Below are 21,230 nucleotides of genomic sequence, written 5' to 3'. Positions count from 1 at the left end.
TGCTACGGGAGGCGGTCGCCGATGAGGGCGAGGCACTGGATGGCGGACAGGGCGAACTGCGCGGTGCCCGGCGTGAGCACCCACGGCGCGCCGGTGGAGGGGTTCAGCGTGGTCCGCACCTGCCCGGCCGACCAGTCGCGGTCATGTCCGTACTCCCACGGCAGGGACGGAGTGAGGAAGTGGCGCCAGGCGCGGGCGGCGTACGCGCCGTCCGCGAGCCGCGCCGCCGCGTAGGCGTCCAGGCGGGCGTGGGCCTGCCGGTGGCTAGGTCGTACCGCGCGTCCGCCTGGAGGAAGCCGCGCGGCAGCGCGGCGATCGACGCCATGCTCGTGAGCAGCTTGTCGCGGGCCTCCGCCGCGCGCGGCCCGTTCCGCTCCCACTCGGTGAACCAGGCGCCTGCCAGCGCGCCCCAGTCGGTGCGGACGCCGACGTCGAGCGCGGCCGGGTCAGGGGTGTACGAGTCGGTACGGATCTTGCGGAGCGGGTCCAGCATCAGGAACGTCCGCTCGGAATCGGCCAGTTCGCGCAGCAGGTCGCCGGCGCGTTCGTCGGCGGTGAGGTAGTAGAAGATCCGGCGGTAGAGGGCGTTGGCGATGCGGTGCTGCTTGCAGCTGTCTCCCCAGTGCGTGACCCCGTGCCGGGTGCCCAGGCCCGCCCACGGCCCCAGGTGGTAGACGTCGACCTCGCCGGTGTGGCGGGTCATGGCCTCGGCGAAGCGGAAGATGTCCGCGCGTCCCGAGCGCAGGAAGGCGTACCAGAGCCACAGGTCAGGCGAGAACTCCGAGTTCGTCCAGGCATGCCCGCCGACGTCGTAGCACCAGACCTGCCGGTCGGCGTCGAAGCTGTGCATGACATCGCCGTAGTGCCAGAAGCCGTACCAGTGGCGCTCGTCCACCTGGGAACGGTGGTAGTTGAACAGGAAGTCGAGGTGCTCCTCGATCTCTTTCTTGATCGGATGCGTACGGTCGACCGGCGCGAACAGCCCGCCGAACACCTTGGCCGCGACGAGCTGCCCGACCGGGTTGACCAGCTGGGGCGGGACGCGCACCTGGTCGGCCATCTCCCCCAGCCGCTCGCCGCTCGGGGTGGCGGGCAGCGCCCAGAAGGTCAGCTCGCTGCTGCGGGCGATGCCGTACGGGGTGGCGAAGCCGGGTTCGTAGTCCTCGTGCGTCAGGGCTAGCCCGTCCAGCTGCTTGCGGTGGGTGTCCTGGCCGAGGCCGTCGTGGTAGAAGCGCAGGTCCATCGGCTCGGCCTCCGGTGACCAGAGCCAGACCGTGACCTCGGCCGCGTCGGTGTGGGCGTCGTCGCGGACGTCCAATCGCGTCGGGTGCCGCTGCCAGAAGTCGCGCAGCCCGAAGGCCAGACCGCCGCTCGCCCCTCCTGCGTAACCGAGGCCGGGGGCCCGGCCGCCCTGGTCGACCGGGATCCAGGCGTAGCCCTTCCTGGTGCGTTTGCGGACGGTGAAGCCGCGGGAGGAGAGCTGGCTGAGCGTGTAGTCGCCCCACTCGGGCAGGTGGCCCAGTCCCTCGGCCACGGCGTGCCCCAGGTGGACTCCGCCGGTCCTCCGGGCTCGCCCTCCAGCCAGGTCAGTCGTACGGTCAAGGACCCTCCTCCGGCAGCTGATCGCCAATTCTCCCGCCTGCGACAGACGGCCGCGCAGGCGCGCGCTGCGGGGTGCGGTGGCCAGCGGCGCAAGCGTGGGCTGACGGTGCGGCGGTCAGCCACACAGGGGGCCCGATGAGGCGTGCGGTGGTCACCAAAGACGGCGCGCGTTGCGGGGTGCGGTGATCAGCTGCGGAGGCGGGCGTTGAGGCGTGTGGCCTGGCGCAGGAGGTGGTCGCGTTCAGGGAGGCTGGGCGCCGACCGGGCGGCGTCGGCGTAGAGGCGGGCCGCGGCGGGCAGGTCACCGTCGCGTTCGCGCAGGTAGGCGGCGACGGCGGCGTAGCGGGGCAGGGCGGGGTCGAGCTCCGCCAGGGCGGCCAGCCCGGCCCGCGGGCCGTCCGCCTCGCCGACCGCGACGGCCCGGTTGAGCCGGGCCACCGGGCTGCCGGTGATGCGGACCAGCTCGTCGTACCATTCGACGATCTGCACCCAGTCGGTCTCGTCGGCCGTCCGCGCGTCGGCGTGCAGCGCCGCGATGGCGGCCTGGGCCTGGAACTCGCCCAGGCGGTCACGGGCGAGCGCCGCCTGGAGCACGTCGACGCCCTCGGCGATGAGCCGGGTGTTCCACAGGCCGCGGTCCTGTTCGGCGAGGGGTACGAGCGAGCCGTCGGGCCGGGTCCGGGCCGGGCGGCGGGCGTGGTGGAGCAGCATGAGCGCGAGCAGACCGGCGGCCTCCTCGTGGCAGGTCATGGCGGCCAGCCGGCGGGTGAGCCGGATCGCCTCGGCGGCCAGGTCCACGTCGCCGGAGTAGCCCTCGTTGAAGACCAGGTAGAGCACGCGCAGCACGGTGGCCACGTCGCCCGGCTGGTCGAACCGGACACCAGAGACGGTCCGCTTGGCCCGGCTGATCCGCTGGGCCATGGTCGCCTCCGGCACCAGGTAGGCCCGGGCGATCTGTCGGGTGGTCAGGCCGCCGACCGCGCGCAGCGTGAGCGCGACGGCCGAGGCGGGGGTCAGGGACGGGTGCGCGCACAGGAAGTACAGCTGGAGCGTGTCGTCCGCCGCCTCGCCCGGCCCGGGCCCGGGTTCGGCCTCGGCGCGGGCCTCGCGGTCCCGCCGGGAGGCGTCGGCGCGGGCGGCGTCGAGGAACTTGCGCCAGGCCACCGTGACCAGCCAGCCCTTGGGGTCGCGCGGCGGGTCGTCCGGCCACACCCGCACGGCCTCGATGAGGGCTTCCTGGACGGCGTCCTCGGCCGCCGCGAAGTCGGCTCCGCGGCGGACGAGCACACTGATCACGGTGGGTGTCAGGGTCCGCAGCAGGGACTCGTCCACCGGGCCGGTCACTCCGTGGTGGGCGAGTGCGCGGTCAGGAACGGCCGCACCTCCAGCCATTCGTGGATCGGCTTGCCGCCCGCGCCCGGGGCGGCGGACAGTTCGGCGGCGAGTTCGAGCGCCCGCTCGTAGCTGTCGACGTCGATCACCATCCAGCCGGCGATGAGGTCCTTGGTCTCCGCGAACGGGCCGTCGGTGACCGGCGGCCGGCCCTCGCCGTCGTAGCGGACGAACGTGCCCTCCGGGGAGAGCGCCTGGCTGTCGACGTACTCGCCGGTGCTCTCCAGCCGGTCGGCGAAGTCCTGCATGTACTTCAGGTGGGCGGACAGCTCCTCGGGTGTCCACTGGTCCATCGGCACGTCGTTGACCGCCGCGGGCGCGCCTCGGTAGTGCTTGAGCAGCAGGTACTTGGCCATGATTTTCTCCTTGTCGCGGCACGGCCCATTGTGGCCGTGTTCACTGCGGGGACGGAGCCGCTTGCGCATTCTCGACATCCCCCGCGACATTTTTTTCCCCGGTCTTCAGAGCCGCCCCAGTGCCGACAGCCACTCCTCGACGGCCTCCGTCATGGACGGCGCCATCTCTTCCAGCATGGTGAAGTGGTCGCCCTTGACCTCCTTGGCGCACTGGGCGGCGGGCCACGACGACCGCCACCGCTCAGGGGCGGGCTGCGACAGCGGCGTGTCCGGGGTGATGAACAGGATCGGCGCCGACACCTCCTCCAGCGCGCACTGGCGGAAGAGCCGGTAGTAGCGGCCCATCGCGGACAGCCGGGCGTCGGAGAACGGGCCGAACTTGCCCTCGCGGTCGAACATCCCCCGCATCATGTCCGCGCCCAGGTCGTCGATGAGGGCGTCGTCCGGGAGGAACGTGTCCAGCAGCACCAGCCCGGCGGGCGGCAGGCCGCGCCGCTCCAGCAGGGAGGCGACCCGGTGCGCGAAGTTGCCGCCCGCGCAGTAGCCGAGCAGCGCGTACCGGCCGCCGGGCGGGACGGTTGCGGCCACGATCTCGGCCCAGAGGGAGACGGCGGCCTCGACGCTGTCCGGCAGGCTCTCGTCCTCGGCGTAGCCCTGCACCGGCAGCGCGTACAGGTCCCTGACGCCGCGGAAGGCCGCGCCCAGCCGGGCGAACTGGGCGGCGCCGCCGAGCGCCATCGGGGTGCTCATGCAGAACAGCGGCATGTCGGCGGGCCCGTCGGCCAGCTTGAGCGCGGGCGGCAGGGCGGGCAGGTCGGCGGGCGAGCCGAACCGGTCGCGCAGGGCGGCGGCGGCTTCGAGCAGCACCAGACCCTCGTGGACCCGGTGGGTGCGCATGGCCTGGCGCAGCAGGGTGCTGAGCCCGCCCTGCTCGCCCGTACGGCCGATCCGCCCGGACAGGTGGGCGGCCAGCGCGGACGGGCTGGGGTGGTCGAAGACCACGGCGGTGGGCAGGCGCACGCCGATGGCCTTGCTGAGGGCGTTGCGCAGCTCGACGGAGGTGAGCGAGTCGAACCCGGCCTCCAGGAAGTTCTGGTCGGCGTCGAACGTGTCCGCGCTCGCGTGGCCGAGGACCTTGGCCGCGTGCGTCCTGATGAGGTCGCGGAGCGCGGGCAGGCGTTCCTCCTCGGGCAGCGCGGCGAGCCCGGGGTCGGCCTCGGTGCTCTCCTCGCCGTCGTCCGCGGCCAGGATCTCCTGGACCTCGGGGAGGCCGCGCAGCAGCGGGCGGGGCCTGGCCATCGTGTAGGCGGGAGCGAACGCGGCCCAGTCGATGTCGGCGACCACCAGGTGCGACTCGTCCTGTCGTGCCGCGCGGTCGAGCACGGCGGCGGCCCGGCGCGGGTCCATGGCGCGCAGGCCGAGGCGGCGCAGCCACTCGCCGATCTCGCCGTCGGCCATCCCGCCGCCGTCCCAGGCGCCCCAGGCGATCGAGAGCGCGTGGCCGCCTCTGGCGCGGCGGGCGTGGGCGAGCGCGTCCAGCACGGCGTTGGCCGCCGCGTACGCCGCCTGACCGGCCTGGCCCCAGACCGCCGAGCCCGAGGAGAACAGCACGAACCGGTCGAGGGCGTGATCGAGCAGGGCGTCGAGGTTGGCCGCGCCCGCGACCTTGGCCTCGGCCACCGCGGCGAGTTCGGACACGGTGAGGTCGGCGAGCGAGACGCTGTCGTGGACGACTCCGGCGGCGTGGAACACGGCGGTGGGGGTGAGGCCGTCGAGCGCGGTGGCCAGGCTGTCGCGGTCGCTCACGTCGCAGGCGGTGATGGTGACGCGCGCGCCCAGCGCGGTGAGCTCGGCCTCCAGGTCGGCGGCGCCCGGCGCTGCTGGGCCGCGGCGGCCCAGGAGCACCAGGTGCTCGGCGCCGTGCTCCGCGAGGTGGCGGGCCACGTGCGCGCCGACGCCTCCGGTGCCGCCGGTGATGACGACCGTGCCGTGCGGGCGCCAGGTGTCGTCGGGGGCCGCGCCGGTGGCGCGGGTCATGCGCCTGCCGTACGCCTTGCCGTCCCTGATCGCGACCTGGTCCTCGTCGCCGGTCAGGGTGGCGAGCAGGGCGTCGAGGTCGGCGCCGCCCGGGGTGGCGGGCAGGTCGATGAGGCCGCCCCAGGTGGCGGGGTGGTCGAGGGCGAGTACGGTGCCGAGCCCCCAGACGGCGGCCTGGTACGCCGCGACCTCTGCGTGGTTCTCCGTGGCGACGGCGCCGCAGGTGACGGCCCAGAGCGGGGCGGTGATGCCGGCGGCGGCGAGGGCCTGGGCGGCGGCGAGCGTGGCGGCGGTGCCCCTGGTGAGCACGGGGTGCTCCGGGTGCGGCCGGTCGTCCAGGGCGGCCAGCGAGAGCACCCCGTCGAAGGCGGTCCCGTCACCGAGCGCGCTCCGGGTGAGGCCGGTGTCCGGCGCGTTCTGGTCCGGGCCGGTGTGCGGCATGCTCCGGGCGAGGTCGGCGTCGAGGACGGTCACGGTCGCGCCGCGCTCCCGTATGACGGCGGCCACCTGCTCGGCCAGGTCGGACGCCTGGCCGGTGAGTATGAGCCAGTGTCCGGTCAGTGACGCGTCCGGCTGGTCTTGGAGCAGGCGCCAGGACACCCGGTAGCGCCACGCGTCGAGGGTGGCCTCTTCGCGGCGGCGGCTCCGCCAGGCGGTCAGCGCGGGCAGCACCTTGCCGACGATCTCCGGCTCCAGGCCCACCCCGGGGTCGCCGCGCTCGGCGGCGGCCCAGAAGCCGTCGTCCTCGTGAGCGGCCTGGGTCCTGGTGGGGGTGATCCAGTAGCGGGTGTGCTGGAAGGCGTAGGTCGGCAGGTCCACGAGACGGCCGCCGGCAGGCCAGGTGACGGGGACGCCGCTGACGTGCAGCTCGGCGGCGGAGGCCAGGGCGCGTTCCGGGCCGCCGTCGTCGCGGCGGAGCGTGCCGGTGACGACGGCGGTGTCCCGGCCCAGCTCGTGCAGGGTTTCCTGCATGCTGCCGGTGAGCACCGGGTGGGGGCTGGACTCCACGAAGACGCCGTACCCCTCCCCGGCCAGCGTCGTCACGGCGCCGTGGAAGCCCACGGTCCGGCGCAGATTCTCGTACCAGTAGGCCGCGTCCAGCTCCGTGCCGTCGCACCACCGCCCGGTCACCGTGGACAGCAGCGGCAGGCCGGCGGCGTGCGGCCGGACGGGCGCGAGCTCGCGCAGCAGGCGGTCGCGCAGCTCCTCCACCTGGGCGGAGTGCGAGGCGTAGTCCACGGGCACGTGCCTGGCCCTGACGCCTTCGGCGGTGAGGTCGGCCACCAGCCGGTCGAGCGCCTGCGGTGGCCCGGACACCACGGCGGAGCGGGCGCCGTTGACGGCGGCGAGCGAGAGGTCGCCGAGCCTGTCCTGGAGCTCGCCGGCTGGCAGCGCGACCGACACCATGCCGCCGCGCCCGGCCAGCACCTCGCCGATGGCCTTGCTGCGCAGGGCGGCCACGCGGGCGCCGTCCTCCAGCGACAGGGCGCCGGCGACGACGGCCGCGGCGATCTCGCCCTGCGAGTGGCCGACGACCGCGTCGGGTTCGACTCCGTACGAGCGCCACAGTTCGGCGAGCGAGACCATCACCGCCCAGAGCGCGGGCTGGACGACGTCGACGCGGCGCAGCGCCTCCTCGTCGCCGAGCACGTCCTCGACCTTGCCCCAGCCGACGTACGGTTCCAGCGCCCGCGAGCAGGCGTGGAGCCGGTCGGCGAAGGCCGGTGACCGGTCGAGCAGTTCGAGGGCCATGCCGGTCCACTGGGAGCCCTGGCCGGGGAAGACGAGCGCGATCTTGCCGCGTGCCTCGGCGGTGCCGTGCGGGCCGGGGGCGCCGCCATCGGCGAGGGCGCGCAGGTCGGCGCGGAGGCGGTCGGGGTCGGCGCCGACGAGGACGGCGCGGTGCCGGTACGGGGTCCGGGCCGCGAGGGTGCGGGCGACGTCGGCGGGCGGGGTCGTCGGGTGCTGGTCGAGGTGGTCGGCGAGGCGTGCGGCCTGGTCGCGCAGGGCCTGCTCGGTCTTGCCGGAGAGGACCCAGGCCGTGGGGCCTGACTGGAGCGCGGGTGCGGGTTCGTCCTCGGCGGGGTGTTCGAGGATGACGTGGGCGTTGGTGCCGCTGACGCCGAAGGACGACACCCCGGCGCGGCGCGGCCGGTCCAGCTCGGGCCAGGGCTTCGCGTCGGTGAGGAGGCGTACGTGACCGGCGGACCAGTCGACGTGCGACGACGGCGTGCCGACGTGCAGGGTGGGCGGCAGCACCCCGGCGCGGAGCGCCGAGACGGTCTTGATGATCCCGGCGACGCCGGCCGCCGCCTGGGTGTGGCCGATGTTGGACTTGATCGAGCCCAGCCAGAGCGGCCGGTCTTCAGGACGGTCCTGCCCGTACGTGGCGAGCAGCGCGTGCGCCTCGATCGGGTCGCCCAGCGTGGTGCCGGTGCCGTGCGCCTCCACCACGTCCACGTCGGCGGGGCCGAGCCCGGCGTTGGTGAGGGCGCGGCGGATCACCCGCTGCTGGGACACGCCGCTGGGCGCCGACAGGCCGTTGCTGGCGCCGTCCTGGTTGACCGCCGTGCCGGTGACCAGCGCCAGCACGGGGTGGCCGTGGCGGCGCGCGTCGGACAGGCGTTCCAGCAGCACCAGACCGGCGCCCTCGCCCCACCCGGTGCCGTCGGCGTCGTCGGAGAACGCCCGGCACAGGCCGTCGCGTGACAGGCCGCGCTGGCGGCTGAACTCCACGAACACGTCCGGCGTGGACATCACGGTCACGCCGCCCGCCAGCGCCATCGCGCTCTCCCCGCGGCGCAGTGACTCGCAGGCCAGGTGGAGCGCGACGAGCGAGGACGAGCAGGCGGTGTCGACGGTGATGGCCGGGCCCTTGAGCCCGAACACGTAGGAGATCCGGCCGGAGATCACCGACGTGGCGTTGCCGGTGAGCAGGTGGCCCTCCGCCTCGGCCCCGGCGGCGGTGCCGTACCCGCTGTCGAAGGCGCCCACGAACACGCCCACCGGGCTGCCCTTGAGCGCGGCCACGTCCAGCCCGGCCCGTTCGAACGCCTCGTACGCCACCTCCAGCAGCATGCGCTGCTGCGGGTCGGCGGCCAGCGCCTCGCGCGGCGAGATGCCGAAGAACCCGGCGTCGAAGTCGCCCGCGCCGGCCACGAAGCCGCCCTCCCGGGTGTAGCTGGTGCCGGGGCGGCGGCCGTCCGGGTCGTAGAGGGCGTCCAGGTCCCAGCCGCGGTCCTCGGGGAAGGCGCCGATGGCGTGCCTGCCCTCCGCGACGAGCCGCCACAGCCCTTCCGGGTCGCGGACGCCGCCGGGGAAGCGGCAGCTCATCGCGACGATCGCGATGGGCTCCCGGCTCTCCTGCTCGATCTCGCGCAGCCGCTGCCTGGCCCCGTGGAGGTCGGCGGTGACCCGCCGGAGGTATTCGAGGAGCCGCTGTTCATCCGCCACGTCGTCTCACCTTCCGAGGGGTTCAGAGACCTTTGTCGATCAGCGCGAGCAGCTCGTCGGCGCTGGCTGTCTCGATGCCGCCGGTGCCGCCGCCGTGCTCTCCCCGCCAGCGGGTGAGCATCCCGTCGAGCCGGTCCGTGACGATGGACCTGGTCTCCTCGTCGGCGTCGAACCCGGCCAGCAGGGCGGCGATCCGGTCCAGCTCGCGCAGCACCTGCTGGTCGCCGGGCGCGTCGGGGGCCAGCTCGCCCAGCACGAACTCGGTCAGCGCGGCCGGCGTCGCGTAGTCGAACACGAGCGTGGACGGCAGCTGCCTGCCGGTGGCCGCGCTCAGCCGGTTGCGCAGCTCGACGGCGGTCAGCGAGTCGACGCCGAGATGCTCGAACGTCTGGTCCGCCGCCACCTCCTCCGCCGAGCCGAAGCCGAGCACCTCCGCGACCTGGCCGAGCACCAGGCCGCCGACGTGCTTCCGGCGGTCCTCCTCCGCCATCCCGGCCAGCCGCGCCGCCAGATCGGCCTGCTGCCCGCGTGATGCCGGGGCGCGGCGGGGGCGGTGGCCGGGCAGCAGGCCGCGGAGCAGCGGCGGCAGCGCGTCGCCCCGCGCGGCCAGCGCCTTGACGTCGAACCTGGCGGGCACGAGCACCGGCTCCGGCCGGGCGAGCGCGGCGTCCAGCAGGCCGAGCCCGTCCTCGGCGGAGAGCGGCACCACGCCTTCGCGCGCCAGCATGGCCAGCTCGGCCTCGTCGAGCCCGTCGAGCATGCCGCCCGCCCACGGCCCCCAGGCCAAAGAGAGCGCGGGGAGCCCTGCCGCGTGGCGGCGGCGGGCGAACGCGTCGAGGTGGGCGTTGGCGGCGGCGTAGTTGCCCTGGCCGGAGCTGCCCGCCGTACCGGCCAGGGACGAGAAGAGGACGAACGCCCGCAGGTCGTGCCCGCGGGTGAGCTCGTGCAGGTGCCGCACGGCCTCGGCCTTCGGGCGCAGTACGTGGTCGAGACGGTCGGGGGTGAGGGCGCCGATGACGCCGTCGTCCAGGACGCCCGCGCAATGCACGACGGCGGTCAGCGAGCGGCCGTCGAGCAGGGCGGCCAGGGCGGTCCGGTCGGCGGCGTCGCAGGCGGCGAGTTCGACCTCGGCGCCCAGTTCCGTCAGCTCCGCCAGGAGCTTGGCGGCGCCGGGGGCGTCGGGGCCGGAGCGGCTGGTGAGCAGCAGGTTGCGTGCGCCGTGCCTGGTCACGAGGTGTCTGGCGACGGCGCTGCCGAGCGCGCCGGTGCCGCCGGTGATCAGTACGGTGCGGTCGGGGTCGAGCGGGGCCGGGACGGTGAGGACGACCTTGCCGATGTGCCGGGCCTGCTGCATGTGCCGGAAGGCGTCCTTGGCCTCCCGGAGGTCCCAGCAGGTGCGCGGGTGGTGGTGCAGGTGGCCTGCGGCGAACAGCTCCAGCAGGTGGCGGAGCATCTCGCCGATCCTGGCCGGGCCGGCGTCACCCAGGTCGAAGGGGGTGTAGCCGGGGGTCCCGGTGCGCAGGTCCGTTTTGCCCATCTCGATGAAGCGCCCGCCGGGCTTGAGGAGGTTGAGTGAGGCGTCGGTGAACTCTCCTGCGAGGCTGTTGAGGACGACGTCCATCTGGGGGAACTTGTCGGCGAAGCCGAGGGTGCGGGAGCTGGCCAGGTGCTCTTGGTCCAGGCCGGTGGCGGGCCACTTGCTCTCGCTGGCGGATCCGTACACCTCCGCGCCCAGATGACGGGCGATCTGCACCGCGGCCATGCCGACGCCGCCCGCAGCGGCGTGGATGAGGACCTTCTCGCCCGGCTGGAGTGCGGCCAGGTCCACCAGGCCGTAGTACGCGGTCAGGAACGCCACCGGGACCGCCGCCGCCTCCGCGAACGTCCAGCCCTCCGGGACGGGGGCGATCTGGCGGTGGTCGGTGACGGCCAGCGGGCCGAAGGCGCCGCCGTCGAAGAGGCCCATCACCCGGTCGCCCGCGGTCAGGCCGGTCACGCCGGGGCCGATCTCGGTGACCACGCCGGCGCCCTCCATGCCCATCGGGCCGCTCTCCCCCGGGTACATGCCGAGGGCGTTGAGCACGTCACGGAAGTTCACCCCGGCCGCGCGGACCGCGATCCGGACCTCGCCGTCCTTGAGCGGCGCGGCGGCCTCCGGGGCGGGGACGGCGGCGAGGGCGTCGAGGCTGCCCTTGTCCTCGCTGTCCACCCGCCACACGTCCGAAGGCGGGGTGAGCACGGCGGGCAGGCGGCCGAGCCGGGCCGCCTGTACCTTGCCCTCGCGGACCCTGACCTGCTCCTCACCGGCGGCGAACGCGGCCAGGACGAGGTCGGCGTCGTCGTCGCCTGCCTCGGCGAGGAGGAACGTGCCGGGGTGTTCGGCCTGGGCCGACTTGACCAGGCCCCAGACTGCGGCGGTGGCCGGGTCTGCGGCGTCCCCGGTGACGACGGCCAGCCTGGCGCCCTGGGGGCGGTCCTCTCCGAGCCAGTTCTGGAGCAGGGTGAGTGCCTGTGGCAGGTCGCCGTCCACCCGTGCGAGCAGGGTTTCGTTCTCCGCCAGGTCGTCGGGGATCGGGGCACCGGGGGTGAGCAGGCGGTGGCCGCCGGTAGGTCTGCCCGGTGCCACGGGGGCCCAGTCGAGCTGGTAGAGGAAGGTCGACGGCTGGGTGAGCTGGTCGGCCGACACCTCGCGCAGGGCGAGCGCGCCGATCGACACCACGGGGTTGCCCGCCTCGTCCGCCGCCTCGATGGCGAAACCGTGGGCGGTGGGGGTGAGGTGGACGAGGAGCTTGGTGGCGCCGGTGGCGTGCAGGGTGACGTCGGTCCAGGCGAAGGGGAGCTGTACTCCGTCCGTGCCTGCGAGTTCTATGCCGTGCAGGGCGGCGTCGAGCAGGGCCGGGTGGATGCCGAAGCCGGTTTCGTCGCGTTCGGGCAGTGTCACCTCGGCGAAGACGCCTTCCGGAGTGGTCCAGGCGGCGGTCATGCCCTGGAACAGGGCGCCGTAGGTGACGCCCTGTTCGGCCAGGCGGTCGTAGAAGCCGTCCAGGTCTGCCGGGGCGGCTCCGGGTGGCGGCCAGGCGCCCATCTGGTCGGCGGTCGTGGTCTCTGGGGTCAGGGTGCCGTCGGCGTGACGGGTCCACACTCCTTCAGCGGTGCGCGAGTGGATGGACACGGCGCGGCTGCCGTCCTCTTCGGGGGCGTGGACGTTCACGTGGAGAGCGACGGGGTCGTGGGTGAGCGGGAGCGGGGCGTGCAGGGTCAGGTCTCGGAGTGTGGGGCAGCCTGCTTGGGCTCCGGCGTGGAGGGCCAGGTCTACCCAGGCGGTGCCGGGGAGCAGGGCGGTGCCCAGGATGGTGTGGTCGGCCAGCCACGGATGGGTCTTCAGCGAGACCTGGCCGGTGAGCAGGAGTTCGTCGCGCTCCGGGACCGGGACCAGCGCCCCGGCCAGCGGGTGACCACCGGCCAGCTGCCCGAATCCGGTCGCATCGCCCGGCCCGGCAGCCTTCGGAGCAAGCCAGAAACGGCGGCGCTGGAACGGATATGTCGGCAGATCAACCCGGCGTGGTCGCAGCGGAGCGTAGAAGGCGTCCCAGTCCACCTCGACGCCACGGGCGAAAGCGCGGCCCACCGCAGTCACCAGCGCCCGCACCTCCGATTCCTCGCGGCGGCCGGAGGTCGGGATGTAGGCGATGCTGTCGCCGGTGGTCTGCGGACCGAGCCCGGACAGCGCGCGCCCCGGGCCCACTTCCAGGCAGGTCACCACTCCGGCCTCGGCCAGCGCCGCGACCCCGTCGGAGAAGCGGACGCTCTGGCGCACGTGGGCGACCCAGTACTCCGGATCCGTCAGCCGCTCCCCCGCCGCTGTGCCGTCCAGGTTCGACATCACCGGGACCTGCGGCGGACGGAAGGTCAAAGACTGTGCGACCTGGCGGAACTCGGCCAGCATCGGCTCCATCAGCGCCGAGTGGAAGGCGTGGCTGACCGGCAGGCGGCGGCAGCGTACTCCTTGGGCGGCGAGCTGGTCGGCGGCGGCGAGCACGGCTTCTTCCGGGCCGGACAGCACCAGGGCCGCTGGGCCGTTCACTGCCGCGATCTCCACCTCAGGCCCGAGCAGCGGCTTGACCGTCTCCAGGCCGGCCGAGACTTGGACCATCGCCCCGCCGGACGGGAGTTGCTGCATCAACCGGCCCCGTGCCGCCACCAGCTTGCACGCGTCGGTCAGCGACAGCACCCCGGCCACGTGCGCCGCCGCCAGCTCGCCGATCGAGTGGCCCAGCAACACATCCGGCTGCATGCCCCACGACTGCAGGAGCTGGGCGGTGGCCACCTCGATCGCGAACAGCCCGCACTGGGTGAACTGGGTCTGATCCACCCGCTCGGGGTCGGACCAGATCACCTCACGGATCTCGTCCTGGCCGAACCCGGCCAACGCCTCTTCCAGCGCTCGGGCGAACACCGGGAACGTCTGGGCGAGTTCGCGTCCCATGCCGAGGCGCTGGCTGCCCTGGCCGGGAAAGAGCCAGGCGGTCTTGCCCTCCACCACCGCATCGGTGATCAGCGGAGCCGACAGCAGCTCCGCCCGATCGGCGGCCACCAGCACAGCTCTCCGCTCAAGCGCGTCCCGGGTGGTCACGAGCGAATGGCCGACGTCCGCCGGCGACACCTCCGGCAGCGTCGCTCGCAGCCGCTCGGCCACAGCGGTGAGCCCGGCCTCGCTCCGCGCCGACAGCATTACGGGCACCGGCCAGCCAAGCTCCACGTCCCTCGCCGTGTCGGAGGGAACGTTCTCGGGCGCCTGCTCCAGGATGACGTGCGCGTTCGTACCGCTGATCCCGAAGGACGACACCGCGCCGCGGCGCGGCCGGTCGCGGCGGGGCCACTCGACGGCACGTCCGGGCAGCCGGATGTCGCCCTGCGTCCAGTCCACGTGGGAGGTCGGCTCGTCGACGCCGAGCGTGGCGGGGACGACCCCGTGCCGCAGAGCCAGCACCATCTTGATGATGCCCGCCACGCCGGCGGCGGCCTGGGTGTGACCGATGTTCGACTTGACCGAGCCCAGCCAGAGCGGCGCCTGACGCCGCTGCCCGTACACCGCGAGCAGGGCCTGCGCCTCGATCGGGTCGCCGAGCGTGGTGCCGGTGCCGTGGCCTTCGACCAGGTCCACCTCGTCCGCGGTCAGCCGGGCCCTCTCCAGAGCGCGGGCCAGCACCTCCCGCTGCGCCGCCTGGGAGGGCGCGGTGAGCCCGTTGGAGGCGCCGTCCTGATTCAGCGCCGAGCCGCGTACCACCGCCAGGACCGGATGGCCCAGTTCCTGAGCCCGTGACAGCGGCTCCAGCAGCACCATCCCGGCGCCTTCGGAGAACACCGTCCCGTCCGCGGCCTCGGCGAACGCCTTGATCCGGCCGTCCGGGGCCAGCCCCCGCTGCCGCGAGAACTCCACGAACACCTCAGGGGTCGACAGCACCGTCACCCCGCCCGTCAGCGCCATCGAGCACTCGCCGCGCCGCAGCGCCTCACACGCCAGGTGCAAGGCCACCAGCGACGACGAGCACGCCGTGTCCACCGTCACCGCCGGACCCCGCAGGCCGAAGGCGTACGACAGGCGTCCGGACATCACGGCGGTGGACGAGCCGGTGAGCAGGTGGCCTTCGACCCCGTCCTGGCCCGCGCCGAGGCCGTAGCCGCTGGAGGCCGCGCCGATGAACACGCCGGTGTCGCTGCCGCGCAGCGCGCCGGGCCGGATGCCGGCCCGCTCGAACAGCTCCCACGCGCCCTCAAGCAGCAGCCGCTGCTGGGGGTCGGAGGCGAGCGCCTCGCGGGGGCTCATGCCGAAGAACTCGGCGTCGAAGTCGGCGACGTCCTCGATGAACCCGCCCCTGGTGACGTAGGAGGTGCCGGTGGCGTCGGGGTCGGGGTCGGCCAGGCCGTCCAGGTCCCAGCCGCGGTCGGCGGGGAACGGGGTGATGGCCTCCTTCTCCGATTCGAGCACCTGCCACAGGTCTTCGGGGCCGCGCACGCCGCCGGGCAGGCGGCAGGTCATGGAGACGATGGCGATCGGCTCGTGGTCCTTGTCCTCGCGCTCGCGGAGCCGCCGGTTGGCCCGCTGCAGGTCGGCGGTGGCGCGTCTGAGGTAGTCGCGGAGCTTGTCGTCGTTGGCCATGCCGTCCCGCCTCATGATTGGGTGCCGAGCTCGTTGTCGAGGATTCCGAACAGCTCGTCGTCGCTGTCCGGGTCGAACTCCTGTGCGTCGTCCGCGTGGGCGTCGGTCCACCGCCGCAGCAGGGCCCGCAGCCGGGCCGTCACCCGGGCGGCGTCGTCGCCGGGCACGGCGGCCAGGGCCGACTCCAGCCGGTCCACCTCGTCCAGGACGTCCTGCGCGGGGTCGTGGCGGGTTTCCGGGGAGAGTTCGGACCGCAGGTGCTCGGCCAGCATGCGGGGTGTCGGGTGGTCGAAGACCAGGGTGGACGGCAGCCGCAGCCCGGTGGCGGCGTTGAGCCGGTTGCGCAGGTCCACGCCGGTCAGCGAGTCGAACCCGAGCTCCTTGAACGCGCGGTCCGGCTGCACGGCGTCGGAGCCGGAATGCCCGAGGACGTTCGCGGCGTGCGCGCAGACGAGCTTGGTCAGGTCGGCCTCGCTCAGGTCGGCGAGATCGCCCTCGGCCGGGGCTCCGGCGGCGCGGGAGGCGCGCGGCGCGACGAGGCCCGCGAGCAGGGCGGGCACCGGGCCGGACCGGAAGGCGGCCAGGTCGAGCGGCGTGGCCACGAGGAGCGGTTCGTCCACGTTCCAGGCGGCGTCGAACAGGGTGAGCGCCTGGTCGGTGGTGAGGGTACCGAGTCCGGAGCGGCCGATGCGGTCGACCTCGGTGCCCTCCAGGTGCGCGGTCATGCCGCTGCGCTCCTCCCACAGCCCCCAGGCGAGCGACTGGGCGGGCAGGCCGCGTGCTCTGCGGTGGGCGGCGAGGGCGTCCAGCGCGGCGTTGGCGGCGGAGTAGGCGGCCTGGCCGGCGGGGGCGAGCAGGGAGGCTGCGGAGGAGTAGAGGATGAAGGCGTCGACGTCACCGGCCAGCTCGTGCAGGTTCCAGGCAGCCACCGCCTTGGAGGCCAGTACCGCTTCCAGCCGTTCGGGTGTCAGCGATTCGATCACGCCGTCGTCGAGGGTGCCTGCGCAGTGGACCACGGCCGTCAGCGGTCGTTCCTGCAGGACCTGTGCGAGGGCGTCGCGGTCGGCTGCGTCGCAGGCGGCGATCTCCACCTGTGCGCCCAGTTCCTCCAGCTCTGCCCGGAGTTCGGCCGCGCCCGGCGCTGCCTCGCCGCGTCGGCTGAGCAGCAGCAGGCGGCGTGCGCCGTGGGACTGGACGAGGTGGCGGGCCACCAGCCCGCCGAGCGTGCCCGTGCCGCCCGTGATCAGCACCGCGCGGTCCGGGTTGAGTACGGGGGGGATGGACAGGACGAGCTTGCCCACGTGCCCGGCTCGTTGCATGAGCCGGAACGCCTCGGGTGCCCTGCGTACGTCCCACGTTCGTACGGGCAGCCGCTCGAAGGCTCCCTGGCGGAACAGCTCCAGCACCTTGCCGAGGATCACCTGGATGCGGTCCGGGTCTACGGCGATCAGGTCGAAGGCGGTGTAGCCGGGGATGCCGGTGCGCAGGTCGGTCTTGCCCATCTCGATGAAGCGCCCGCCCGGTTTGAGCAGGCCGAGCGAGGCGTCGGTGAACTCTCCGGCCAGGCTGTTCAGCACGACGTCCATCTGCGGGAACTTGTCCGCGAAGCCGAGCGTGCGGGAGCTGGCCAGGTGGTTTTCGTCCAGGCCGGTCGCGGGCCACTTGGCCTCGCTGGCGGTCCCGTACACCTCCGCGCCCAGATGACGGGCGATCTGCACCGCCGCCATCCCCACGCCGCCCGCAGCGGCGTGGATGAGGACCTTCTCCCCCGGCTGGAGTGCGGCCAGGTCCACCAGGCCGTACCAGGCCGTGGCGAAGACGCCCGCCACCGAGGCCGCGTCCGCGTACGACCATCCGTCGGGGATCGGCGCGAGCAACCGGTGGTCGGTGATCACTGAGGGGCCGAACGCGCCGTCCATCAGACCCAGAACCCGGTCGCCCACGGCCAGCCCGGACACGCCGGGACCCACCTCGGTCACCACGCCCGCGCCCTCGCCGCCCATCGGGGTGCCGCGCTCCGGGACCATGCCGAGGGCCACGACGAGATCGCGGAAGTTCATGCCGGCGGCCCGGACTCCGACGCGGACCTCGCCCTCTTCAAGCGGCCGGTCCTCGACGGGCACCAGAGCCAGGGCGTCCAGCGTGCCGGGCTCGGGAGCGTCGAGACGCCAGGGGCCAGGAGGTGGCAGCAGGGCCGGAGTACTGGCGGCGCGGGCCAGCCGGGGCAGCAGGACCACGCCGTCCCGGACCGCGACCTCGGGCTCCTCCTCCAGCGCGGCCAGCACGTCGGCCACCGGGACCTCTCCCCCGGCGGGGTCGAGGTCCAGCAGCGCGAACCGGCCGGGATGTTCCGCCTGCGCGCCTCGTACCAGACCGTGGACGGCCGCACCCGCGGGGTCCTCGGCCGCGCCGACGGAGACCAGCACCAGCAGACCGGGGGCATCGCCGGCGAGCCTGGCCAGGACGGCGTCGAGCGCCGCACGGGCGGCCGACGAGATGTCCGGCCCGGCAGGGAGCGCGAGGAACTCGATCTCGGCCGCGCCGGTGTCGTCCGTGCCCAGCCCCGCGGCGGTCAGGGCCGCGGCGGCGGCGCCGTCTCCGGTGACCTTGGTGCGGCGGGGAGGGTGAGCGTGGTACGGGGAGGGGGTGCGGTCGAGGCGGTAGAGGTGGTCCAGGTTCGGGCCCTCGGCGGGGCGCGAGACGAGCGAGTCCACCGAGGCCACCGGCCGTCCGTCTACATCGGTCACGTACACGCTGAGCTCGCCGGAGGAAGACCGGGACAGCCGCACCCGCAGCCGGGTGCTCTCCGTCGGCCGGACGCGCACGCCGGACCAGGAGAACGGCAGGCCGGGGCTGCCGGACAGCAGCAGGGACTCCACGTGCAGGGCGGCGTCGAGCAGCGCCGGGTGCAGCCCGTAGCCCGCCGTCGCGGTGCCGTCGGGCAGGGCGACCTCCGCGTACGCCGTCTGGTCCTGCACCCAGGCGGCCACGACACCCTGGAAGGAGGGGCCGTACTCCAGGCCGTGCCCGGCGAGCGTGTCGTAGAAGCCGTCCAGGTCCGCGGGGGTCGCGCCGGGCGGCGGCCAGACCTCGCCGTCGATGGAGGCGGGCGGCTCGTCCCCTGCCAGGGTGCCGGTGGCGTGGCAGGTCCAGGGCGCGTCGTCGTCGTGGCGGGCGTACACGCCGACCGCGCGGGTGCCGTCGTCGCCGGGCGGGCCGAGCACGACCTGGAGCCGTACGGTGGCGTCGAGGGCGATCGTCAGTGGGGCCCGCAGGGTCAGCTCCTCGACCCGGCCGTGCCCGGTGCTCCGGCCGGCGTGCGCGGCCAGCTCCACGTAGGCGGTGCCGGGCAGGATGATCCGTCCCGACACCTCGTGGTCGGCGAGCCAGGGGTGCGACGACAGCGACAGCCGCCCGGTGAGCACCAGCTCGTCCGTCCCGGCCACCTGGACGGCGGCGCCCAGCAGGGGGTGGCCCGCCTCGGCCAGGCCCGCGGACTCGAGGTTCGCGCGGTCCTCTCCGTCGAGCCAGTAGTGCTCGCGCTGGAAGGCGTACGTGGGCAGCGGCGCCGACGGGCCGTCACCGAGCAGCGGCGACCAGTCCACGGCCGCGCCGTGCGCGTGCGCTTCGGCGGCCGAGAGCGCGAACCTGGCCAGCGTGCCCTCGTCGCGGCGGAGCGTGCCGAGCACGGTGGCGCCCGCCGCGGTCTCCTGCACCGCGTACGTGAGCACGGGGTGCGCGGTGACCTCGACGAACAGCCCGTGCCCGGTGCCCGCCAGGTGCTCGACGGCCTGCTCGAACAGCACCGGCGAGCGCAGGTTGGTGTACCAGTAGTCCGCGTCCAGGGCGCGGGTGTCGATCGGCTCACCGGTGACGGACGAGCAGAACGGCACCTCCGCCGCGCGCGGCCGCAGCCCGGACAGCAGCTCCGGCAGCCGGTCGCGCAGCGGCTCGACCAGGGGGCAGTGGGAGGCGTAGTCGAGCGGCTGGATGCGGTTGGTGCGCACACCGTCGGCCTGGAGCCGTTCCTGGAGCTCGTCGAGCGCGCCGGGCTCGCCGGTGACGACGACGCCGCCGGGCGCGTTCACCGCGCCGATCCACACCCGGTCCGCCCACGGCTCGATGCGCGCGCGGGCCTCGCCGGCGGGCAGCGCGACGGCCATCATGCCGCCGGTCCCGGCCAGGAGCTCGGCGATGAGGCGGCTGCGCTGGGCCACGACCTTGGCGCCGTCCTCGACGCTCAGGGCTCCGGCGACGACCGCGGCGGCGATCTCGCCCTGCGAGTGGCCGACGACCGCGTCCGGTTCGACCCCGTACGAGCGCCACAGCTCGGCCAGGGCGACCATGACCGCCCACGAGGTGGGCTGGACGACGTCCATGCCGGTCGGTGCGGTGGTGCCCGGGTCCGCGCGCAGCAGGTCGGTGAGTTTCCATCCGACGTACGGGGCGAGCGCGGCCTCGCATTCCTGGATGCGGGCGGCGAAGGCGGGCGCCGTGTCGAGCAGGTCGCGCAGCGCGCCCGGGGCGACGGAGGTCTGGCCGGGGAAGACGAAGACGATCCTGGGGTCGGCCGCGGCGGTGCCGGTCGCGACGCCGGGCGCGCCGGGGTCGGCCGCGGCGACGGCGCGCAGGCCGGTGAGCAGTTCGTCGCGGTCGCGGCCGATGACGACGGCCCGCTGTTCGAAGGGGGTCCTGGCGCGGGTCAGCGTCCGCGCCACGGCGTCAGGGGTCGTGCCGGGGTCGTTCTCCAGGTGCCGGAGCAGCTTGGCGGCCTGGGCGGTGAGCGCCTGGGGCGTGCGGGCGGACACCGGCCACGGCAGGACCGGGTAGTCCCGCGCGGGCGGTTCCGGCTCGGTTTCCGGGGCCTCCTCCAGGATGAGGTGGGCGTTGGTGCCGCTCACGCCGAAGGCCGAGACTGCCGCCCGGCGGGGCCGGTCCGGGGTGGCGGGCCACGGCTCGTTCGCGGTGGCCAGGACGACGCCGCCGCCGGACCAGTCGACCTTGGGGGTGGGTTCGGCGACGTGCAGGGTACGGGGCAGGACGCCGTGGCGCAGGGCGAGCAGCATCTTCATGACGCCCGCCACCCCGGCTGCCGCCTGGGTGTGCCCGAGGTTCGACTTGATCGAGCCCAGCCGGAGCGGCGCGCCGCTCCGGTCGGCCCCGTACACAGCCATGAGGGCCTGCGCCTCGATGGGGTCGCCGAGCACGGTGCCGGTGCCGTGCGCCTCCACGGCGTCGATGTCGGCGGGGGTGAGCCCGGCGTCCGCCAGGGCCTGGCGGATGACCTTCTGCTGGGAGGGGCCGTTGGGGGCGGTGAGCCCGCTGCTGGCGCCGTCCTGGTTGGCGGCGCTGCCGCGGATGATCCCCAGGATGCGGCGGCCGTTGCGGCGGGCGTCGGACAGCTTCTCCAGCAGCAGCATGCCGGCGCCCTCGGCCCAGCCGGTGCCGTCGGCGTCGGCCGAGAACGCCTTGCAGCGGCCGTCCGGCGACAGGCCGCGCTGCCTGCTGAACTCGATGAACGTCGAGGGCGTGGACATGACGGTCACGCCGCCCGCCAGGGCGAGCGCGCACTCGCCGCGGCGCAGCGCCTGCACGCCCAGGTGCAGCGCCACCAGGGAGGACGAGCAGGCGGTGTCCACGGTGATCGCCGGGCCTTCGAGCCCCATGACGTAGGCGACGCGGCCGGTGGCGACCGCGCCGTCGCTGCCGTTGCTCAGGTAGCCGCCGACGTCCTCGCGCGAGGAGACGCGGGTGCCGTAGTCGTGGTAGATGACGCCCGCGTACACGCCGGTGGCGCTGCCCCTGGCCCCGGCCGGGTCGATGCCCGCGTCCTCGAACGCCTCCCACGAGGTCTCCAGCAGCAGCCGCTGCTGCGGGTCCATGGCCAGGGCCTCGCGCGGGCTGATGCCGAAGAACGCGGCGTCGAACCAGGCGGCGTCGTGCAGGAACCCGCCCTGGCGGGTGTAGCTCTTGCCGGGCGCGTCGGGGTCGGGGTCGTACAGGGCGCCGGTGTCCCAGCCGCGGTCGGCGGGGAAGCCGGTGGTCGCGTCGGCGCCCGACTCCAGCAGCCGCCAGAGCGCCTGCGGGGTGTCGGCGTCGCCGGGGAACCGGCAGCCCATGCCGATGACCGCGATGGGTTCGGCGTACTCCTGGAGCCGGCGGCGCGCCTCGCGCAGGTCGGTGGTCGCGCGGCGGAGGTAGTCGAGGAGCTTGGCCTCGTTTTCCATATG

At 74.3% G+C, this 21,230-nt stretch carries 6 protein-coding genes and 1 pseudogene; all 7 read right to left on the bottom strand.

The window, feature by feature from the left end:
* Window positions 1–2: 2 nt before the first annotated feature.
* Window positions 3–380, bottom strand: coding sequence for a hypothetical protein (locus AB0J42_RS03315; RefSeq protein ID WP_364288269.1), 378 nt, complete (start codon window positions 378–380; stop codon window positions 3–5).
* Window positions 333–1,534, bottom strand: a pseudogene (locus AB0J42_RS03310) (Tat pathway signal sequence domain protein); the annotation flags it as partial. The gene AB0J42_RS03315 and the pseudogene AB0J42_RS03310, both read right to left, overlap by 48 nt.
* Window positions 1,535–1,788: 254 nt before the next feature.
* Window positions 1,789–2,934 carry a DUF6596 domain-containing protein gene (locus tag AB0J42_RS03305; protein ID WP_364288266.1) on the bottom strand — a complete coding sequence of 382 codons (1,146 nt, stop codon included), beginning with the start codon at window positions 2,932–2,934 and terminating at the stop codon, window positions 1,789–1,791.
* An 8-nt stretch (window positions 2,935–2,942) separates the two neighbouring features.
* Window positions 2,943–3,350 (bottom strand): YciI family protein, encoded by a 408-nt coding sequence (locus tag AB0J42_RS03300; RefSeq protein ID WP_364288263.1) that lies wholly within the window; start codon window positions 3,348–3,350, stop codon window positions 2,943–2,945.
* A 105-nt stretch (window positions 3,351–3,455) separates the two neighbouring features.
* Window positions 3,456–8,840 carry a type I polyketide synthase gene (locus AB0J42_RS03295; RefSeq protein ID WP_364288260.1) on the bottom strand — a complete coding sequence of 1,795 codons (5,385 nt, stop codon included), beginning with the start codon at window positions 8,838–8,840 and terminating at the stop codon, window positions 3,456–3,458.
* A gap of 22 nt (window positions 8,841–8,862) precedes the next feature.
* On the bottom strand, window positions 8,863–15,000 hold the full coding sequence (locus AB0J42_RS03290) for a type I polyketide synthase (protein ID WP_364288257.1): 6,138 nt from the start codon (window positions 14,998–15,000) through the stop codon (window positions 8,863–8,865).
* Between the two features lie 11 nt (window positions 15,001–15,011).
* Window positions 15,012–21,227, bottom strand: a complete 6,216-nt coding sequence (locus tag AB0J42_RS03285) for an SDR family NAD(P)-dependent oxidoreductase (protein ID WP_364288254.1) — start codon at window positions 21,225–21,227, stop codon at window positions 15,012–15,014.
* Between the last annotated feature and the right edge of the window lie 3 nt (window positions 21,228–21,230).

Origin of the sequence: Nonomuraea sp. NPDC049649, assembly GCF_040675175.1 — a bacterium.
GTDB lineage: Bacteria > Actinomycetota > Actinomycetes > Streptosporangiales > Streptosporangiaceae > Nonomuraea.
The sequence above is the reverse complement of the archived record's forward strand: the minus strand, read 5'-3'. Positions and strand labels throughout refer to the sequence as shown.